The 19,168-nt window shown below is 39.3% G+C and carries 18 protein-coding genes; 13 read left to right on the forward strand and 5 right to left on the reverse strand.

What is annotated here, in order from left to right:
- The first annotated feature begins 288 nt into the window (after nt 1-288).
- The 3 genes from ACQKN2_RS17675 to ACQKN2_RS17685 are packed head-to-tail and all read left to right on the forward strand — an operon-like array spanning nt 289 to nt 989.
- Complete coding sequence (locus tag ACQKN2_RS17675; protein WP_323650826.1) at nt 289-522, forward strand: hypothetical protein; 234 nt, start codon at nt 289-291, stop codon at nt 520-522.
- Between the two features lie 44 nt (nt 523-566).
- Complete coding sequence (locus tag ACQKN2_RS17680; protein ID WP_427416104.1) at nt 567-776, forward strand: hypothetical protein; 210 nt, start codon at nt 567-569, stop codon at nt 774-776.
- 15 nt (nt 777-791) lie between these two features.
- On the forward strand, nt 792-989 hold the full coding sequence (locus ACQKN2_RS17685) for a gamma-type small acid-soluble spore protein (protein ID WP_427416105.1): 198 nt from the start codon (nt 792-794) through the stop codon (nt 987-989).
- On the opposite strand, the gene ACQKN2_RS17690 is transcribed toward ACQKN2_RS17685, so the two are convergent.
- Nucleotides 983-1,243, reverse strand: coding sequence for a hypothetical protein (locus tag ACQKN2_RS17690; protein WP_427416106.1), 261 nt, complete (start codon nt 1,241-1,243; stop codon nt 983-985). The genes ACQKN2_RS17685 and ACQKN2_RS17690 overlap by 7 nt on opposite strands.
- A gap of 92 nt (nt 1,244-1,335) precedes the next feature.
- Here ACQKN2_RS17690 and ACQKN2_RS17695 point away from each other — a divergent pair, with 92 nt between their 5' ends.
- Both ACQKN2_RS17695 and ACQKN2_RS17700 read left to right on the forward strand, forming a co-directional pair.
- The gene (locus tag ACQKN2_RS17695) at nt 1,336-1,506 is read left to right on the forward strand and encodes a cysteine-rich CWC family protein (RefSeq protein ID WP_323650820.1); all 171 of its coding nucleotides are present in this window, start codon (nt 1,336-1,338) and stop codon (nt 1,504-1,506) included.
- A 119-nt stretch (nt 1,507-1,625) separates the two neighbouring features.
- Nucleotides 1,626-2,207 carry a DUF305 domain-containing protein gene (locus ACQKN2_RS17700; RefSeq protein WP_427416107.1) on the forward strand — a complete coding sequence of 194 codons (582 nt, stop codon included), beginning with the start codon at nt 1,626-1,628 and terminating at the stop codon, nt 2,205-2,207.
- A gap of 109 nt (nt 2,208-2,316) precedes the next feature.
- On the opposite strand, the gene ACQKN2_RS17705 is transcribed toward ACQKN2_RS17700, so the two are convergent.
- Nucleotides 2,317-2,913: a metallophosphoesterase family protein gene (locus ACQKN2_RS17705; protein ID WP_427416108.1), complete on the reverse strand. Its 597-nt coding sequence runs from the start codon at nt 2,911-2,913 to the stop codon at nt 2,317-2,319.
- Between the two features lie 557 nt (nt 2,914-3,470).
- On the opposite strand from ACQKN2_RS17705, the gene ACQKN2_RS17710 reads away from it, so the two are divergent.
- From ACQKN2_RS17710 to ACQKN2_RS17745, 8 genes are all read left to right on the forward strand, one after another.
- Complete coding sequence (locus ACQKN2_RS17710) at nt 3,471-4,973, forward strand: class I adenylate-forming enzyme family protein (protein ID WP_427416152.1); 1,503 nt, start codon at nt 3,471-3,473, stop codon at nt 4,971-4,973.
- Between the two features lie 353 nt (nt 4,974-5,326).
- A complete protein-coding gene (locus ACQKN2_RS17715; protein WP_427416109.1) occupies nt 5,327-6,313 on the forward strand; it encodes a C39 family peptidase in 987 nt (328 codons plus the stop codon).
- Nucleotides 6,314-6,709: 396 nt separating this feature from the next.
- On the forward strand, nt 6,710-7,939 hold the full coding sequence (locus ACQKN2_RS17720; protein WP_427416110.1) for an ATP-grasp domain-containing protein: 1,230 nt from the start codon (nt 6,710-6,712) through the stop codon (nt 7,937-7,939).
- Complete coding sequence (locus ACQKN2_RS17725; protein WP_427416111.1) at nt 7,939-8,640, forward strand: aspartate/glutamate racemase family protein; 702 nt, start codon at nt 7,939-7,941, stop codon at nt 8,638-8,640. Before ACQKN2_RS17720 ends, ACQKN2_RS17725 begins: the two co-directional genes overlap by 1 nt.
- Before the next feature lie 272 nt (nt 8,641-8,912).
- Nucleotides 8,913-10,061 carry a DEAD/DEAH box helicase gene (locus tag ACQKN2_RS17730; protein WP_323650807.1) on the forward strand — a complete coding sequence of 383 codons (1,149 nt, stop codon included), beginning with the start codon at nt 8,913-8,915 and terminating at the stop codon, nt 10,059-10,061.
- Nucleotide 10,062: 1 nt separating this feature from the next.
- Nucleotides 10,063-11,292, forward strand: coding sequence for an aminopeptidase (locus tag ACQKN2_RS17735; RefSeq protein WP_427416112.1), 1,230 nt, complete (start codon nt 10,063-10,065; stop codon nt 11,290-11,292).
- A 524-nt stretch (nt 11,293-11,816) separates the two neighbouring features.
- The gene (locus ACQKN2_RS17740; protein ID WP_427416113.1) at nt 11,817-12,974 is read left to right on the forward strand and encodes an exonuclease SbcCD subunit D; all 1,158 of its coding nucleotides are present in this window, start codon (nt 11,817-11,819) and stop codon (nt 12,972-12,974) included.
- Nucleotides 12,971-16,051 (forward strand): AAA family ATPase, encoded by a 3,081-nt coding sequence (locus tag ACQKN2_RS17745; RefSeq protein ID WP_427416114.1) that lies wholly within the window; start codon nt 12,971-12,973, stop codon nt 16,049-16,051. Before ACQKN2_RS17740 ends, ACQKN2_RS17745 begins: the two co-directional genes overlap by 4 nt.
- Before the next feature lie 217 nt (nt 16,052-16,268).
- Here ACQKN2_RS17745 and ACQKN2_RS17750 read toward each other — a convergent pair whose 3' ends face one another.
- The 3 genes from ACQKN2_RS17750 to ACQKN2_RS17760 are packed head-to-tail and all read right to left on the reverse strand — an operon-like array spanning nt 16,269 to nt 19,150.
- On the reverse strand, nt 16,269-16,988 hold the full coding sequence (locus ACQKN2_RS17750) for a LutC/YkgG family protein (RefSeq protein WP_427416115.1): 720 nt from the start codon (nt 16,986-16,988) through the stop codon (nt 16,269-16,271).
- Nucleotides 16,989-16,991: 3 nt separating this feature from the next.
- Nucleotides 16,992-18,416 (reverse strand): LutB/LldF family L-lactate oxidation iron-sulfur protein, encoded by a 1,425-nt coding sequence (locus tag ACQKN2_RS17755; RefSeq protein ID WP_427416116.1) that lies wholly within the window; start codon nt 18,414-18,416, stop codon nt 16,992-16,994.
- Entirely contained in the window at nt 18,416-19,150 is a 735-nt protein-coding gene (locus ACQKN2_RS17760; RefSeq protein WP_427416117.1) for a (Fe-S)-binding protein, read from the reverse strand. Before ACQKN2_RS17760 ends, ACQKN2_RS17755 begins: the two co-directional genes overlap by 1 nt.
- Nucleotides 19,151-19,168: the final 18 nt, after the last annotated feature.

A 19,168-nucleotide genomic window follows, 5' to 3' on the forward strand; every position in this document is an offset into this window, starting at 1 on the left:
GAACGAAGGCTAAAACCATCACATCCTGTGATAACGCCTTCGTGACCAACATCGTGTTGGCCCGAGACCCTGCAGCGAAGCGAAGCGGCTCATCGAACGCCCCTAGGAAAGCGCCCAGTCGGAACGGAAATCAACTACACGTTATGATGATGAGCCCAAAATAATTCCTTTAATATAGGTTATGCCGTAGATATAGAAAATACCTATAATTTTCATGAGAATAGCAATTGCAGTTAGTTGGATATGATAAGCAGTAACAAACCATATCCAGTAATCGAGGAGATATTGATGAAAGAATTTAAAATTACTTATTTTTTTGATGAACTGCATTATGTACGGAGATTTATCCATATAGAGTCACAGGAAAAAGCAGAGGCATTAGTTCGAAGCGAACGAGATCAATATATATCCTTTACAGATAGTAGAGGGATGTATCATGAGCTGCATACAAGACATGTTCGGGTCATTCAAATATCTGAATATCATCGCATCGATAAAAGCTCGAAAACGAAAGGTACATGATTTGTCCAACATTGCACATGTTATAGGTAAAGGAGTGAGCAATGATGGACAAAGAAAACATACCACATGAAAAAAAGATGTTCATGAACTTAGCAAGTAAGGATAAACCAGACATGGTGGAATCTGATAATATAAGTCTTTTCGATTTACACGAAGATATGCAAACGGTTGATCCTATACCGGTTAGAGAGCTCAATAAAAAAGTAGAACGAGAAGGCGATGAATTGATCGAATTGCAGCCTGATGAATTATAGAAGGTAGGGATTTTCATGACGGATCATAACGAAGCTCAGTTTACTTCTGCTGGAACGAATATTAATGAAGTGAAAAGACAAAATGCGGAAAGTGGTTTATCTTACAATGAAGTGAAAAAACTGCTAGCCCAAAGAGGTGGGGTTGGTACGGGAATCTATAGTGATACAGATGTTGAAGAAGTAAAGCAAGAGATTCGTGGGAAAAATCAATAAGTTATTTTGGGAGGAGTATGAAATGACGTACTCCTCTTAACTATTTCAGCGGATGTCCAAATACCCGCTGAAATAGAGGAACTCAGTCTAAGAACGCCACGTCCTGTGGCAACGACTGAGTGACCAACATCATGCTGTTGTTGCTGCCGCTTCGCTTTCGCACAGTCCAAAACCTTTTGCTGTCGCTTCGCTTTCGCACAGACAAAACACGTTGCTGCCGCTGCGTTAGCACTACGCTTTCGTGCAAAAAACATCTGTTGGCCTAAAGCCCGATTGGGGAGAAAAAAATCACTGATTAAAATCTCACTTTATTATAAAATGTAAGCACATGTAAGGAGGTGGACGAATGAAAGAAAAACGTTGTCCGTTATGTGGGCAAGAAAATCATTGTGGGGTAGTAAAGGGGCAAAAGGATTGCTGGTGTATGACAGAAAGTTTTCCTAAAGAAATTCTTGAAGCGGTACCAAAAGAGCAATGTATTTGTCAAAAATGCTTGGATACATATAAAAAAGATTAATCGTTTAGAACTTAAAAATAACTTCAACTGCTATTTCGAAACAATAAAGATCATTTGGTACAATTGTCTACCGCACAACAACCTATCGGACATATATTACTCTGAAAGGAGTGTGTCTAATGACTAAAACAATTTTACTTAGTAATGTAACAAAGGCATATTTAGAGGAATACGAAAGGATCCTCAATAAAATGATGCAGGGCATGACCTATGTGACAATTACCTGTAGTATTTCAGATAATTTTATTAAGCAAATATTACCGCATCAAGTAGCTGCTATTAAAATGTCGGAAAATGTTTTGCGATATACCACTAATATACTAGTACAAAATCTCGCCTTAGAAATAATAGCAACAAGTACGGAAACTGTTGAATGTCTGGAAGCGATACAAAATAGATGCTGTATCGTACAAAATTCGGAATGTGAATTGTACGAATATATGTGTGCATACAAAGAAATTACCGGGGCTATGTTCCAATCAATGAGTTTACCACCAGTTTCTAACAATATTAATATAAACTTTCTTCGAGAAATGATTGTTCATCATCAGGGAGGCGTTCGACTAGCACAAAATGTTTTAAGGTTCTGTATTTGCCAGGAATTAATACCAATCCTTCGAAATATGATTCAAACTATGTGCGATCGTATTTGTGATATGGAAAAATTACTTGATGCTTTAAAGGATTGCGAAAACTGCTAGTTTGAACACGGAGCTAAAAAACGCTAGGGTCGAAGTCGACTTTAGCGTTTTTTGTGAGTGCTATGTATATCAGGAAACTGCAGAGTGAGGCTTTCCTTATGAAAAATAATCACACATTCTCAACAGACGGAGCGCACATAAATGTTACTGTTCGTTTTTGACTATCGTAGAGACACCATTCACGGTGATCGACAACTGATCCAACATTGATGCCGTACTGCTTTTCTTGTAATGCGATTGGTTGACCAAAGCGAATACGAATACGTAACTTTTTATTGCGATGATAAAGACCTGATTCATGACTATGTCCGAAGAAAAGAAGCGATTTTTTGAATGGCGGAAATGTTGGTTGCCACGTCACACTCCATTGAAATTGATGGCCATGCATAAGTGTAGCACCATCAATCTCCATTGTTTCAGGTAGGTTTGTAAAACGTTCGATGCCAGTTACACGCGTAATTCGCTCCTCTTGATTGCCACGAATAGAGGGGAATGTTAGCAAATTTTCAAAATCATTTTCCACAATTGCAGCTTTTTGAAGAGGTAAACCCGACATTGTTTGTGCCTTTTTCTTACTTACAGTACATTCGTATAAATCACCTAATCCCAATACCTTTGCATCTTTCGCAGTGTGCTGAATATGGGTTAGAACTGCTTTTGTATCTTCTATATTAGAATGTAAATCTCCTAAAAGTGCGTACAGCATTTTAATCAGGCCTTTCTTAAAATCAATTATGCCTCGGTATAATTGCGTGACATCCGCCGGAGGCTTTGGGCAAACACGATGTTGGTCACTCAGGCGTTTTCACAGGATGTGAAGTTCTTAGCCTGAGTTCCTCTATTTCAGCAGGTGTCCAAACACCTGTACCTGTCGCTACGCTTTCGGTACATAAAATATCTGTAGCTGACGCTACGCTTTCGCCACCAAAACACTTGTAGCTGACGCGTTGCTTTCGCTACATAAAACATTTGCTGAAAGAAGTTAAACATTATACAAATATCATACACCTAACAGAAATTGATAGAAAAGTAAAATGTATAAATATATTTAGTTGCATATTGGTTATATTTAGGTCCATCACTATAACGTGGAGCAAATTTCCGTTCCGACTGGGAGCTTTCCAAGCTTTCGCTCTGAATTACATATTTTTATGTGAAGAAAAATTGCCAACCTTTTCATAGATTGATAAAATGTAATTGTAATTTTCTGAATTTTCTCAGTACAGTGTAAGGGTAATGAATTTATGATTTGGGGGGCTTATGATGACGATGTTAATGACAGACATTCTACAAAACTATGCTATGCAGCAACCAAAAGGGATTGCAACGATATACGATGGGACAGAGCTATCCTATAGTGAATTTTATAAAAGTGCAGAAAAATTCGCAGCGTACTTACAAGAGCAAGGCTTTGAAAAAGATGATGTAATTGCATTATATACGCTCAATTCAGATTTGTTTTTAATTGCTTCTATCGGTGTTCAGTTAGCGGGCTACGTTGTCATGCCCATTAATACAAAATTAGCAGCTCCAGAGGTCGAATATATTTTTAATCATTCAGAGGCTAAAGGACTTATTTATGATGAAAGGTTAGAGGATGTACTCACAACTATTGCATATCCGTTTCAACTTATTGTAGGGCTCAATGAAATGACAGACATTATTAAAACATATCCAGGTCAAAGAAAAGCTATCAAATTGGAGCCTCATGATACTGCTGTTGTTATGTATACTTCCGGTACGACGGGAAAACCAAAAGGAGTAATGCTAACTCATCAAAATATTGTTTCAACTGCGGATATATGGTCGTCATCAATGGATATGACCAATGAGGATCGCATGTTTATTTGTACGCCTTTATTTCATTGTGCTGGTCTTCATGTATTTGCGATGCCGATGTTTTATAAAGGCGGTACGATAGTTATAGAAGAGGCGTTTTCTTCGTCAAATACATTAGAACAGCTCGCCACTACTGCTGCGACAATATTCTTTGGTGTTCCGGCAATGTATACAATAATTTTAAACACACCTAACTTTAAGGAACATGCATATAAAAATTTACGTTTATTATGTTACGGGGCGGCACCGATGCCTTATGAGCTTGTTAAGCAAGTGAAAGAGACATTTCCTAAAGTGAAAGTACAAAACCTGTATGGACAAACAGAAAATACTCCTGCGGCCTCTTCTCTTTTAGATGCAGATGCATTGACGAAGATTGGATCAGTAGGAAAACCATTAGCACAAACAGAGGTCCGTGTTGTTGATAGCTTTGGTGAAACTGTGCCAACGGGTGCGGTAGGAGAAATATGTGTCAAAGGACCACAGGTCATGAAAGGCTATTTACGTAATCCTGAAGAAACAGCTAGAGCAATTAAAGATGGCTGGCTCTATTCAGGAGATTTAGGACGTTTTGATAAAGAAGGCTATCTCTATATTGTAGATCGTAAAAAGGATATGATCATTCGAGGTGGCGAAAATATTTATCCTATCGAGATAGAAGAGGTTTTATATCAACTGCCAGAAATTTTAGAGGCTGCCGTTGTAGGTTTACCACATGAAGTATATGGTGAAGTTCCGAAAGCATTTGTCGTATTGAAGGAAGGGGATTCTTCCGATGAAGAGGCGATATTGGCTTATTGTCGGACGCAGCTTGCAAAATATAAAGTACCACATGAAATTGAATTTTTAACTGAATTACCACGTAATGCTTCTGGTAAGGTTTTGAAGCATACATTACGACCGAGCGTAAGCAGCACAGTAAACTAAGTGTGTAAAAGTGAAACTGGAAAGTAGCAAAACCAATAATACCTTGATTGGGCAATAACGCCATATGTAAAGGGTGAATGAAAATCAACGATGCCTAGGTCTAATTCCATGACTTCCGTCGGAGGCTTTAGGCAAGTAGATGTTTTTTGCTTTTTGCGCGTATACTTAGACACCTGTACCTGTCGCTACATAAAACATTTGTAGCTGCCGCTTCGCTTTCGCTACAGAAAACATCTGCTGAAAGAGGTTAAAATAGGAACGTCTATGAAATTAGCGTATAATAGAGTCTACGACAAATTGAAATAATAGAATTGAAGTTATTGTCTTCAAACAAGATAGGAGCGGAATTTGTCTTGTGGACGAGGTATAAACGCCTTTTACTAATAGGTATTATGATCATCATGCTACTTTCGAGTTGCAATTCGTTTTCTCAGCAGGAAACGCAAAATAATGGGTTAACTGTGTTAACGGTAGAGTTTAATAGTGGTGCACCAATACCTAACCTTTATATAACTGCTACAGATGTAAAGACAGGTGAGGTAGTGGAGGATGCGGTTGGCTCTGAAGAGGGCGAAGCGACATTTTCGAAACTTAAAGAGGGACGGGAATATGCTATTGCTGCAACTACACTTGAAAATAGTACGAAAAACGATGGCTATACGACAATCGAACATTTTACATATGATGTGACGAAGCCATATTATCGATTGCAAACGCATTTTTCAAGGGACGAGCAGGAGCTAGATGTACCAGTTGTTATGCAAAATCCAGAACTTCCACATGGCTGTGAAATAACATCGTTAACAGCTGTATTAAATTATTATGGGCTAGATGTGACGAAGCTGGAAATGGCTGATCACTACTTACCAAAGCAAACAATAAGTACTGTCGACGGACAACGATTTGGTCCAAATCCAGAGCAGGCTTTTGCAGGTAATCCTCGTGATAAAGCACATGGAATGTATGTCTTTGCTGCTCCGATTGTCAAAGCAGCAGAGGCAGTCATAGCGGATAAACAGGCAGACTTACGAGTGACAAATAAGAGCGGTGCCTCGCAGGACGAAATTTTACAGCTTGTTCGCGAGGGAATCCCTGTTGTGACATGGGTTACATTGGATTTATCAAAGCCAAAGATAAATTCAGATAAGGGCTGGATCTATGAAGGGGAAACAGTTCCACATGAAGCGTATATGAACTTACATGCTGTTGTTTTAAATGGGCATCTAGGCGATAAAGTAGTGGTCATGGACCCATTAAAAGGCTTTGTCACGTATAATGTGGATCAGTTTTTTAAAAGTTATAGAGAGTTAGGTAAACGAGCTGTAGCCGTTCATAAATGATTCAAAGAAGAGGTATAAGGAGTACAAGGAAAGTATGTTACACTTATAAAAAAGGCTCGACACTAAAAGTGACATTTGTTTATATATAAGTTGATCGAAGTGAAGGCAGGGCGACTCCTTGGGGATCAGCGTCACCGATGAGATCCTGGCAAGTAGCGGAACGAAGGTTAAAAGCATCACATCCTGTGATAATGTCTTCGTGACCAACATCGTTTTGTTGTCGCTACGCTTTCGCACAGACGAAAACCATGTTGGCACAAGTGGCTCATCGGACGCCCCTAGGAAGCTTTGCTCTGCGCGAAAGCGAAGCGTCAGCGACAAAGCTCCCAGTCGGAACGGAAATCAACCCCACGTTATGGTGATAAGCCTAAAAAAAGCTAAAGTGAGTTGAGCAGAATGGCCATTGAACACGCTTTTTTACCGATTTTATTAGGAGATGAAATGAATGCTTACGGCATGGCAAGAGCATTTTACGAGTCCTATGGCGTTAAACCACTTGCATTAAATCATACGAATATGGAGAAAATACAGCAGAGTGATTTATTAACATTTCGTGAAGTTCCAAGACTCCATATTGAAGATCGTTTTGTCGTGGCGTTAAAGGCCATTGCAGAGGAATTTACAGGTAAAAAATTGCTTTTATTAGCGTGCGATGAATTTTACGTAAAAAGAATTGTGCAACATAAAGAGGAACTAGCAGAGTATTTTGAGGTTCCTTATGTGGATGCAAACCTTGCTCAAGAGTTATTAACACGCGAGAGCATGTATGAACTTTGTGCGAAGTTCGGCTTTCACTATCCGTCAATGCATGTTTGCACTGTCAATGACTATGAGGAATTTGACATCCCTTTCGAATATCCAGTTGTCATTAAACCACTGAATATGACAAAGTATGCTGCATGTACTTTTATAGGCAAGAAAAAAGTGTATGTTGCAAAAGATAACGACGAAAAGGAAGCCATTTTCCACGCCATTTATAAGGAATCTATATACCGAGATGACATAATGGTACAGCACTACATTCCAGGCGAAGATGCTCATATGTGCGTCGTCAATGCTTATGTTGGGCAAGACAATAAGGTAAAGCTGCTTTCTGTAGGTAACCCGATTTTAGAGGAGCATTCTCCAGAGGGAATTGGTCGCTATGTAGCCATAATGACAGCATATGATCAAGACTTAATGGATCGCGTGAAATTGTTTCTAGAGGAGATTCGATTCCAAGGATTTATCACGTTTGATATGAAGTATGATGAACGTGACGGTCAATATAAGTTATTAAGTATTGAATTACATAATGAACTTTCCAATTATTATGTGACAGCTAGTGGCTATAATTTAATGCAATATGTTGCGGATGATTTTATTCGAGGAAGCAAGCAACAGCTAACTTATGTTCAGAATAAGCATCTTTGGACGATTGTGCCAAATGGTGTACTTTTTAAATATGTACAAAATGAACAGCTAGTAATTGAAGCGAAGAGCCTTATTCGCCAAGGAATGGCTACGGATTCCATCTTTAATTATAAAGATATGAATGCAAAGCGTTGGTTGAATATAACGCTAGATAATTTAAGCTTTTATCGCAAATATAAGAAATATTTTAACAACAAAGGTCTGTCAAACTAATGAAAAAACAAACTTTAGGTATAATAGGTGGCGTAGGTCCACTTGCAACGATGTTTATCGGTGAAATGATTGTAAGACGTACGAAGGCAACGAAGGATCAGGAACATCTACATACAATCATTGATAATGATACGAATATCCCTGATCGTACTGCCTTTATTTTAGATAGTACAAAGGAAAATCCTGTACCAGTAATAGTCGAAGATGCTAAAAAGCTTGCTTCTGTTGGAGCAGATGTGATTGCTATTCCATGTAATACAGCACATACCTTTTATGATGAGATTGCTGAAGGTTCTCCAGTTCCCGTATTACATATGATAAGGGAAACAGCAAAGCGTGCCTCTGATTTAGGGGCAGAGCGTGTAGGTATTTTAGCGACAACGGGTACATTAACTTCACGCATGTATCAAGATGCGTTAGAGGAATTTGGTATCACACCAGTTGTCCCAGACGATGTGATGAAAGAAAAAGTCATGTCAATTATTTATGATTACGTAAAGGCTGGGAAAGATGTCTCTCGAGAAGATTGGCAACCGATAGAAGAGGCAATGCTTGCACTTAATTGTGATCGTATCGTATTAGGATGTACAGAATTATCTATCGTCAATCGAGATTTAAAATTAAGTGACACATATATCGACTCATTAATTGTTTTAGCAGAACGTGCTATAGAAGCATGTGGCTATGAAATAGTAGATTAACAATTGAATCAACCAAATAAAAATCTGCTCGCTCTTCGCGGGTAAGCTGTAAACCTTCAAAGAAACTTCGGTGTCTTTGAGGGCTTGAAGGCTTACAAATCCCGTGCGAATCGTGCAGATTTTTTTCGCATTATTGTGCAGGAAGAACTTCCACCCCAAAATTCGTTAGGTGAGATTATTGAAACGATTATAAAATGGTTAATGTACATATGAAGTAGGAAAATGATTAGTGTGTTAAACTAGTGTCAAGTAGATAGAAGGTGGGAAATTACATGTCAGTAATAAATTTATTAAATGAAGATTTGCAAGCAAAATGGAAATTTGAAGAGCCAATGAAAATTCAAGAAGAAATGATTCCAGCGATGCTTGAGGGCAAAGATATTGTAGCCGAATCTCCGACAGGATCGGGGAAGACATTAGCTTATGTACTTCCTTTACTAAATAAAGTAAACGGTTCAAAAAAACAAACACAAGGACTTATCGTAGCCCCATCACAGGAGCTAGCAATGCAAATTGTAGAAGTTATCCGTGAATGGACAGCAGGTTCTGATATTACGGTTCAACAACTAATTGGTGGTGCAAACTCCGCACGTCAAATCGAAAAGTTAAAGAAAAAACCGACGATAGTTGTAGGAACACCAGGCCGATTAAATGAATTAGCTCGTGCTGGAAAATTAAAGCTAAAAGAAATTGAAACAGTTATTTTAGATGAATGTGATCAGTTACTTAGTCGTGAATATCGTGTCGTAGTAAAATCCTTTATCGAAGGTTCAGCATTTGGGCGACAAATAGTTGTTGTTTCAGCAACTATTACGGAGGAAATTGAATTAGTAGCTAGTCGCATGATGTTCGAGCCAGTACGCTTCAAAATTAAACCTGAGGATATGTTAAAGGTTGGTAAAGTTGTACACTCTTTCTTGAAAGTCGAGGAGCGAGATAAAACTGATTTCCTACGCCGACTATCACATACTGAAGGTTTACGTGCACTAGCTTTCGTCAACAATATAGATCAATTGCTGATGAAGGAAACGAAATTACAATACCGTGCGGCACCGATTGTGACATTACATTCTGACATGAAAAAAGAAGAACGTAAAAAGACGTTAGATGCATTCCGTAAAGGAGAAGCGCGTATTTTAATTGCTACAGATATTGCAGCACGTGGTTTAGATATTGCAGGTTTAACACATGTTATTCATGTCGATGTTCCAAGAACAATTGAGCAGTATTTACATCGTTCAGGTCGTACAGGTCGTGCTGGAGCAGATGGGGAAGTATTAACGTTATTATCATATCGTGATGAAAAAACGTATAAAAAATGGACTAGAGAAATTTCTGGAAAACCTGTGCAAAAAGTATGGCATGAAGGCAAGCTAGTGGAGGGCAATTCAAAAACAATTGGACAAAAGCGAGGTAAATAATATGACTTTTGAAGAAAAATTACAAGCATATGCAGAACTTGCGGTAAAAGTCGGTGTCAATATTCAACCAGGGCAATATTTATTAATCAATACATCAGTCGATGCATTGGATTTCGCCCGTTTAGTTGTGAAAGAGGCCTATAAGGCTGGGGCAGGACGTGTTCATGTTAACTTATCAGATGATGAAATGGATCGTGCTTACTTTGAACATGCCTCAGATGAAGAATTTAATCGTTTCCCAGAATGGGTAGTTAAAATGCGTGATGAGGTAATCGAACGTAAAGGCGCAATATTATTGATTGATGCTGCAGACCCTGATAAATTAACAGGTATTTCAGCAGACCGTCTAGCTACCCATCAAAAGGTATCAGGAGCTGCTCTAAGAAACTATCGTAACGCTGTCATGAAGGACTTAATCGCTTGGTCGATTGTAGCCGTTCCTTCGCCAAAGTGGGCTTCGAAGGTGTTCCCGAACTTAGTAGCTGAGGAACAAGTACCAGCATTATGGGAGGCTATATTTAAAACTGTTCGTATCGGTGACGGCAATGCTGTTGAAAAATGGCATGAACACGTAACAAATTTAGAATCTCGTGCGGCTCTACTGAACAATAAAAAATATGCGAAGCTTCACTATACAGCGCCAGGTACTGATTTAACAATTGCATTAGCGCCACAGCATAAATGGCTTACTGGAGGTAGTAAAACGCCAGAGGATACGATCTTTATTGCTAATATGCCGACAGAAGAGGTTTATACATTACCGATGAAACAAGGTGTTAATGGCTATGTAAGCAATACAAAACCATTAGCTTATCAAGGGAATATTATCGATGGCTTTAAACTAACATTCGAAGAAGGAAAAATTGTTCAGGCTGAAGCACAGGTAGGCCTTGATTTATTACAGGAGCTTATGAATGTGGATGAAGGCTCTTGCTATTTAGGCGAGGTAGCACTTGTACCACATGAATCACCAATTTCAGCATCGGGAATTTTATATTTTAATACATTGTTTGATGAAAATGCATCGAACCATTTAGCGATTGGTGAAGCTTATCCAACTTGCTTAGAGGGTGGAAGAGATTTAGAAAAAGGTCAGCTTGAAGCGTTAGGTGCAAATATTTCAGTAACACATGAGGACTTTATGATTGGCAGCGGTGAGATGGACATCGACGGTATTTTACCAGATGGAACTGTAGAGCCAATTTTCCGCAAAGGTAGCTGGGCATTTTAGGCTCTTGATGTAACTTATTTCAGCGGGTTTCCAAACACCCGCTGAAATAAGGGACTCAAGAACGCTACGTCCTGTGGCAATTTATTTGTGCGAAAGCGAAGTGACAGCAACAAGGTTTTAACTGTGCGAAAGCGAAGCGACAGCAACAAGGTTTTAACTGTGCGAAAGCGAAGCGACAGCAACAAGGTTTTAACTGTGCGAAAGCGAAGCGACAGCAACAACAACGACAACAACACACGACTGAGTGACGCCGCTTTTATGGAGAAGGTAAGAGTGAAAGAATCGTTTTAATGTAACAGGGCATTCGACAAGGATGCTCTTTTTTTGTTGAACGTATTTCGAAAACAAAGGCGACGGAAAGAATCGTCGAAGTGACGGAAACAATCGCCGAAACGACGGATCCCCCTGACACCTCAGCTCCACAAGTTACGACGTGGAGCTTTATTATATTTTTCAAACTAATAAAAGGAAAAACAAACAATACAGTAGCCATGATAAAATGAAATAGACAGGAGGCGCACAGAATGAAAATATTTCATACAGCAGATTGGCATTTAGGGAAGCTTGTACAAGGCGTCTACATGACCGAGGATCAACATTATATTTTACAGCAATTTAAGCTAGCTATAGATGAAGAGAAACCGGATGTTATCGTTATAGCAGGTGATTTATATGACCGTTCGATGCCTCCGATTGAGGCAGTGAATTTACTAAATGATATTTTGGCGGAAATTGTTCTTGATAAAAAAATCCCTGTGTTAGCAGTTGCCGGGAACCATGATAGTGCAGGTCGATTGAACTTTGGCAGTAGTTTAATGAGTGATAGTGGATTACATATTAAAGGCCAGTTTACGAAAGACCATGCACCAATCGTTTTACATGATGAGTATGGCGAAGTACATTTTCATCTCGTACCATATGCAGAGCCAGCTTCAGTACGGACAATTTTAGAGGATGATTCCATTCGTTCTCATCAAGAGGCGATGGAAAAAATTATTGAATATATTGGGCAAAGTTTAGATTCTACAAAACGTAACGTTTTTGTTGGACATGCCTTTGTGACGAAGTATGGAGAAGAGGAAGCAAATACGAGTGAATCAGAGCGACCTTTATCAATAGGAGGCTCAGATTGCGTAAATGCAGCGTTGTTTAAGCCTTTTCATTACACTGCACTTGGACATTTGCATAAAGCCCATTTTGTGTTGAATGAAACGATTCGATATGCTGGTTCTCCATTGAAGTATTCATTATCTGAGCACTTACATGAGAAGGGCTTTTTAATTGTTGAGCTAGATGCACAGGGAGAAATAACTGTGACGAAGCGAAAGCTTATACCGAGACGAGATTTACGTGTGGTAGAGGGTTTAATGGATGATTTATTGCAATTACCACCAAGTGATGATTATGTATTTGTACGCTTAACAGATACTACGCCAGTAACTTCGCCGATGGAACGTATTCGTACAGTATTTCCTCATGCGATGCATGTTGAACGTAAAGTAATACGCCAAGAAGTATCACAAGAAATTCAAGCGGTTGAGGCGGAGAAGATAGAAGACATCGATTTATTCCGATCATTTTTTACAGATATTATTGGCGTACAGCCAGATCAAGATACAGAGCGTCTATTTACAGAGATGCTGCAAGAATTATTAGATGAGGAGCGAGAGACAGTAAAATGAAGCCTTTAAAGTTAACGATTACTGCATTCGGTCCATATAAAAATACAGAGGTTATTGATTTTCAACAGTTAGGTGAACATCGTCTATTTGCGATTTCCGGAAAAACAGGTGCAGGGAAAACGACGATTTTTGATGCTATATGCTATGCACTTTACGGATCAGGTAGCGGTGAAGATCGTCAGGATACTGCTATGCTACGAAGCGGGTTTGCAGATGATGATGTGAATACTGCCGTGGAACTTGTTTTTGAAATGCATGATAAGGTCTATCAAATAGTACGTCAGCCAGGTCATATTAAAGAAAAGAACAAAAGTGTTACTGGTAAGAAAATAGAACTGGCTGAAATCAAAGGAGACACACTTGATTATAGTATTGTAGAAAAGCAGCAAACACTTGAGGTAGATAAAAAACTACAGGAAATAATAGGTCTCACAAAGGATCAGTTTAGTCAAATTGTTATGCTGCCACAAGGTGAATTTCGTAAGCTATTAACCTCAGATTCTACGAATAAAGAAGTTATTTTGCGCAAGATTTTTAAAACAGACCGTTTTGGTGCTATGACAAAAAGACTTGATGCGAAACGAAAAGAAGCGGAAAGTGATCTACTGCGTGCGAAACAATTAAAGGAGCATCTTCTTGGCCAAATTGCGGGGGCTTTGGCACAGCGTTCGTCCTCTTTATTTACTTGCATTACTAACAATACCGAAAATATGCATCAGCTAAAGAAGGCTCTGGAAGAAGAACAGACCTACTATACTGAATGTATACAATTGGAACAGCAGCGCTATAAAGAAGCTTATGCGCATCATCAAAAAGAGCAAGAGTTTTATAGTATGGCGAAAACATTGAATGAGCAATTTGATGAGCAAACGAATCGTCAGAACCGTCTGCAAGCATTGCTTCAAGAGCAAGATGTATATAGCGCAAAAGAACGTGAAATTGCATTAGCAGAGAAGGCAGAACGTCTTGTAATACTTGAACAGCAATGCATCGATATACGTGCTGAGCAAAATCGAAAAGAACAATCCTGTCAGCAAGCAGTGACGGAGCAGCAGAACGCGGACGCTCAGTTACAAATAGCACAAGAAAAGTTTAATGTTGAAGAGGCGAAAGAGCCTGAACGTCAACACGTTCTACAACAGGAGTTGCAGCTGCAAGCATTATTACCAACTTTCGAGGCGTATGAGTATAATCTTCAGCAACTGCAAATAGCTGAACAATATGTTGCTACAGCAAAGCTAGCAGTAGACGATAATAGTAAAATCGTAGAAACAGGACAAATGCAAGTTCTGCATCTATCAAAAACAATTGAACAATATGAAAAACAACTTGAGCCATATGAGGGTTTTTTAGAACAGCTACCGAAGCTAAAAGAGCAAGTATCATACCTAGCACAAGTTGAAAAATACACTAGAGCAGTTGAAACGGCAGAGCAGGATGTAGCGACGACTAATGTCCACTATCAAGAAAGTAAGCAAGCTCTTCAAAAGCTGGAGCAGCAATGGATTGCGAGTCAGGCAAGTATTTTAGCACAACAGCTTAAGGATGGAGAGCCTTGCCCAGTTTGCGGTAGTACATCACATCTCGAAACACATCGTGAGCAATTAGAGATGATAGAATTAGCACAGGTGGAAGCTTTACGAGTAAAGGCTACTAATGATGAGCGCAAGTTTTTAGAGAAAGAAGCTTTATTAAATTCTACAAAGCATCTTCTACAAGAGGCATTAGAACAAGTAGAGACGAATGAGATAGATCCATCGAATCAAGCACAAATTGTAGCTTCCTTACAAAATGTAGAGCAACAAATTATAATCTTAAAAGTAGTGAGCAATAAATTGTCTGATGTTCGCATGCAGCAAAAGGATCATCGTGCACGAATGGAGCAGCTACAAGAAAAGCAATTAAAACTAGAGCAATATTTAGCTGAAAAGACGAAGGAATTGACTAAACAACAAGCAGTTGTAGAAGAACAGCAAAGACATATTCCAGAAAATCTTATGACGCTACATGCATTGAAGCAGGAGATTGCTAATATAGGTTCCCAAAAGGTTTCCTTACAAACTGCGTGGACTGTCAGCCAGCAAGGTCTGCAATCTGCCAAGGAAGCAGCAAATAATGCTAGAATGACTGTCGAAATAGCGAAACAGGCTTTTGAGGAGTTAAAGCTGAAAATGGATGAAAAGCGCGAGCAATTTTCAGTAAGTATGAAGGAAGCCGGCTTTGAAAGCTATGAAGAATTTGCTACTGGGAAGCGTAGCATGTTGCAAATAGAAGCTTTACGGAAGGCTTGCAGTGATTATGCAATGCAAATCCACACTTTACAGGTGCAAATTACTGAGGGAGCGAAGCACCTTAAAGGACAAGAGAAACAGGATTTAACGGCAATGGAAGAAAAGTTAGAGGTGCTTCGTGTAACCTATGAGGAAGCTTTTAAAGTATTGCAGCAGATGGAAGGATTTGCGAAAGCTTGCGCAGACTTTATCGAAAAAGTAGAAGAAGCGGAGCTGGAGATACGCTTACTTGAAAAAGAAGCGGGACGAGTGAAGGAACTTTATGCAATGTTAAATGGACAAAATGCGAAAAAGCTGTCCTTTGAGCGTTATATTCAAATTAACTATTTAGATAAAATTACAGAGGCAGCAAATGTCCGGCTTTATCATTTATCCAACGGTCAATTTGAGCTACGACGTTCAGATCGTTTAGAAAAGCATGCTAAGCAAAGTGGGCTTGGACTAGATGTGTATGATGCCTATACAGACCAATTACGTGATGTGAAAACATTATCGGGGGGAGAAAAGTTTAATGCGTCTCTAAGTCTTGCTCTTGGTATGGCAGATGTCATTCAAAACTTTCAAGGCAATATCCGTATTGAAACAATGTTTATTGATGAGGGCTTTGGTTCACTTGATGAAGAAGCGTTGAATAAGGCGATTGATACGCTTATTGATTTACAAGATTCTGGACGCATGATTGGCGTCATTTCACACGTTGCAGAATTAAAAGCTACAATGCCTGCAGTTTTACATGTTGAAAAAACAATGAACGGTCATAGTCAAACATATTTTGAAGTGAAGTGAAAAACCAGATGTGTTGATTAACCATTTTTATATATTCGAAGAGGCTGATTTCCGCTACGGGCTACTCGCTTTCCTGCGGACGCCCCCAGGAAAGCGCTCAGTCGGAACGGAAATCAACCACTCGCTTTGCCGAAGAGCCATACTTTATTTAATATCACGCCCTTAATTTCATTTCAACAACAATAAAAAGAGGCGTAAAACGATACGCCTCTTTTTCCTATAAATCATCAATAATAATGTAGGTCATGTACATAGGGCCGTGAACACCGACAACTAAAATCATTTCAATATCAGCAGAGTTACTAGGTCCGGAAATAAAGTTAACGCAAGAGGCGAGAGTTTCTCCTTTTTGTAGACGCTCTCGAATTTGTACAGCTGCCTGCGTCATTCGAGGTACTATTGAACTTTTTGGCATTAAAATGATGGATTTGGTAGGTAAGAAACTAACAGTCCGACCGTGATTTGGATTGCTAAAAAGTACAGCTGTACCGGATTCCGCCAGTGTGATATCACTTATTGTAATTCCGATATTTGCTTTCTCTACTAGTGTTATATTGTCCTTGCCAATTGTCGGATCCCACGTGTGCAGCTCGATTTGTTTCTTAGGTAATGTGTCTGAAAACAGTGCTGTCAAACCATAAGCGTCAAATCGTTCATCCTGCCAAGTCATAATTGGACCACCATTATAATCGACAATGACTTTTTCCAGTGTCGTAGCTAAATCAGCAGTAGATGTCACGACGCAGTTCGTATTGATGCGTGTGCATTGTTTTTGTAAGACGCCCAATAGCTCATCCTGAGATAAATTTTGTAATGTTTTATGCTGCGGTGTATATCGCCATTGAGGACGCTCCACATGTGTTGGTATAGATGAACGTTGAAGTCTAGAAGATAATTGACGAATAAATGTCTCGCGATTTTGAATTGTGCCTACCATTCCTTAATCATCTCCTTTTTGTCGATTTTCGAACCAGTCACGGAAGCGCTCTTTTTTAGGTGCAGGGAATTCTCGAATATCTGTCCAATTTTTTAATGGGCCAATGCCTTTTGATAGTTGATCATTTTTTGTTAATGGCTTTAAAACACTCGATGCAACTTTAGAACCGAATTTATACATACCACTTGATGAGGAACCAATACCGAAAATAGACATAAGGAAGCGTTCTGATACGGGAGCACGACCTTCCTTTTCCACAATTGTTTGTCGATGCTTATGAAGTAACTCGTGCAACGGAATTTTTACTGGACAAACATCAGTACAAGCCCCACAAAGTGTTGAAGCAAATGGTAGTTCCTTATATTCATCATAACCACCAAGTAATGGAGATAAGACTGCCCCAACTGGTCCAGAGTAAATTGAACCGTATGAATGACCACCTACATGACGATAAACAGGACAAATATTAGCGCAAGCACCACAACGAATACATTGTAAAATGGCTTGGAATTCACTACCTAAAATTTCTGACCGCCCATTATCAACAATGACTAAATGGAATTCTTCTGGGCCGTCTACATCACCCTCTTGACGAGGACCGCTTAATACAGTTACGTAACTAGGCAGTTTTTGACCTACTGCACTTCTTGTTAGCATATTAACTAGTACTTCTAGCTCTTCAAACGTTGGAACAAGTCTCTCCATACCCATTACAGTAATTTGTGTTTTTGGTAATGCTGTCGATAAATCAGCATTTCCTTCATTTGTTACGATGCAAACAGAGCCAGTTTCGGCTACTGCAAAGTTACATCCTGTAATTCCAATATCCGCAGTTAAATAATCATCACGTAACATTTTCCGTGCATGCTTTGTTAGTTCCTCAGGACGTTCAGAGCCTTCATACTGGTGATGATGTTGGAAACTTTCTTGTACCTGTTCTTTCTTACGGTGTAAAGCGGGTGCCACGATATGTGAAGGTAAATCGTTGTCGAGCTGTAAAATGTATTCTCCTAAATCAGTTTCGATAACACGGCAGCCAACATGCTCCTCTAAATAATAATTTAAGTCAATTTCTTCTGTTACCATTGACTTTGATTTAACGATTTTTTTGGCCTGCTTTTTATTGGCGACATCAGCGATATAGACTTGTGCTTCTTCCGCAGTAGCGGCAAAGAAAACATGACCTCCACGTGCAGCGACCTGCTCACTTAGCTGTGTTAAATAATAATCTAGGTTTGCAAGTACATGCTGACGAATCTCTTCACCAAGTGACCGCCATTCCTCCCAATTGCCAAGCTCCTCGGTAGCCAATTGACGATTTGTTTCTAATCGGTCTTGTGCTCCTGAAACGGCACTACGCATAAAGGTATTTTGAATGCCTTCTCCAACACGATTATTAAAAGATTCATTGCCGACCTTCATTGGCATTATGCACGCACCTCCGCTTTTCGAGAATTTAAAATTTCAGCTATATGAAGTACTTGTACATGTGCACCTAATCGTTCAGCACGACCGCGAATATTCATTAAGCAGCCTTCATCCGCGCCAACTAAATAAGCGGCACCTGTTTCAATAATGTGCTGCACCTTTTCATCAACCATTTGCTCGGAAATAGGTGTCATTTTTACAGAGAATGTACCACCGAAACCACAGCAAGTTGTTTTGTTAGGTAGCTCTGTATACGTCAAGCCTTTCACGTTGTTTAGTAATGTTAAAGGCGGGCTTTTCACACCGAGTAGACGAGTCATATGGCAGGACATATGATAGGTCACATTTCCGTTGAAGCTAGCACCCACATCTGTAATGCCAAGAACCTCTACGATAAATTGTGTTAATTCATAAGTTTTGTCAGCCAATTTTTTTGCACGAGCCGACCATTGAGCATCGTCTGCAAAAACTTTTTCATATTCTCGAAACATATAAGCGCAAGAGCCAGAAGGGCAGACGATATACTCAGCATCATAAAATGCTGTGATCATGTTTTTCATTGCTTCCTTTGCTTCTTTAACATAGCCAGAGTTGTAGGCAGGCTGACCGCAACAAATTTGTCCTTTTGGAAATAGGACTTCACAGCCAAGATGTTCTAGTAGTTCTACAGTTGCTTTGCCCACATTTGTTTGAAACATATCTACTAAACATGTTGCGAAAAGTGAGACTTTCATGTTTGTTCATCTCCTACT

It is taken from the genome of Lysinibacillus sp. NPDC093688, assembly GCF_050280145.1.
Taxonomy (GTDB): Bacteria; Bacillota; Bacilli; order Bacillales_A; family Planococcaceae; genus Lysinibacillus; species Lysinibacillus xylanilyticus_B.

Excerpts from the sequence above, each read along its gene's own strand:
- ACQKN2_RS17685 (WP_427416105.1), top strand. The coding sequence starts at position 792 with ATGACGGATCATAACGAAGCTCAGTTTACTTCTGCTGGAACGAATATT.
- ACQKN2_RS17710 (WP_427416152.1), top strand. The coding sequence starts at position 3,471 with ATGACGATGTTAATGACAGACATTCTACAAAACTATGCTATGCAGCAA.
- ACQKN2_RS17730 (WP_323650807.1), top strand. The coding sequence starts at position 8,913 with ATGTCAGTAATAAATTTATTAAATGAAGATTTGCAAGCAAAATGGAAA.
- ACQKN2_RS17680 (WP_427416104.1), top strand. The coding sequence starts at position 567 with ATGGACAAAGAAAACATACCACATGAAAAAAAGATGTTCATGAACTTA.
- ACQKN2_RS17695 (WP_323650820.1), top strand. The coding sequence starts at position 1,336 with ATGAAAGAAAAACGTTGTCCGTTATGTGGGCAAGAAAATCATTGTGGG.
- ACQKN2_RS17740 (WP_427416113.1), top strand. The coding sequence starts at position 11,817 with ATGAAAATATTTCATACAGCAGATTGGCATTTAGGGAAGCTTGTACAA.
- ACQKN2_RS17690 (WP_427416106.1), bottom strand. The coding sequence starts at position 1,243 with ATGTTTTTTGCACGAAAGCGTAGTGCTAACGCAGCGGCAGCAACGTGT.
- ACQKN2_RS17745 (WP_427416114.1), top strand. The coding sequence starts at position 12,971 with ATGAAGCCTTTAAAGTTAACGATTACTGCATTCGGTCCATATAAAAAT.
- ACQKN2_RS17725 (WP_427416111.1), top strand. The coding sequence starts at position 7,939 with ATGAAAAAACAAACTTTAGGTATAATAGGTGGCGTAGGTCCACTTGCA.
- ACQKN2_RS17735 (WP_427416112.1), top strand. The coding sequence starts at position 10,063 with ATGACTTTTGAAGAAAAATTACAAGCATATGCAGAACTTGCGGTAAAA.
- ACQKN2_RS17755 (WP_427416116.1), bottom strand. The coding sequence starts at position 18,416 with ATGCCAATGAAGGTCGGCAATGAATCTTTTAATAATCGTGTTGGAGAA.
- ACQKN2_RS17675 (WP_323650826.1), top strand. The coding sequence starts at position 289 with ATGAAAGAATTTAAAATTACTTATTTTTTTGATGAACTGCATTATGTA.
- ACQKN2_RS17720 (WP_427416110.1), top strand. The coding sequence starts at position 6,710 with ATGGCCATTGAACACGCTTTTTTACCGATTTTATTAGGAGATGAAATG.
- ACQKN2_RS17700 (WP_427416107.1), top strand. The coding sequence starts at position 1,626 with ATGACTAAAACAATTTTACTTAGTAATGTAACAAAGGCATATTTAGAG.
- ACQKN2_RS17705 (WP_427416108.1), bottom strand. The coding sequence starts at position 2,913 with ATGCTGTACGCACTTTTAGGAGATTTACATTCTAATATAGAAGATACA.
- ACQKN2_RS17760 (WP_427416117.1), bottom strand. The coding sequence starts at position 19,150 with ATGAAAGTCTCACTTTTCGCAACATGTTTAGTAGATATGTTTCAAACA.
- ACQKN2_RS17750 (WP_427416115.1), bottom strand. The coding sequence starts at position 16,988 with ATGGTAGGCACAATTCAAAATCGCGAGACATTTATTCGTCAATTATCT.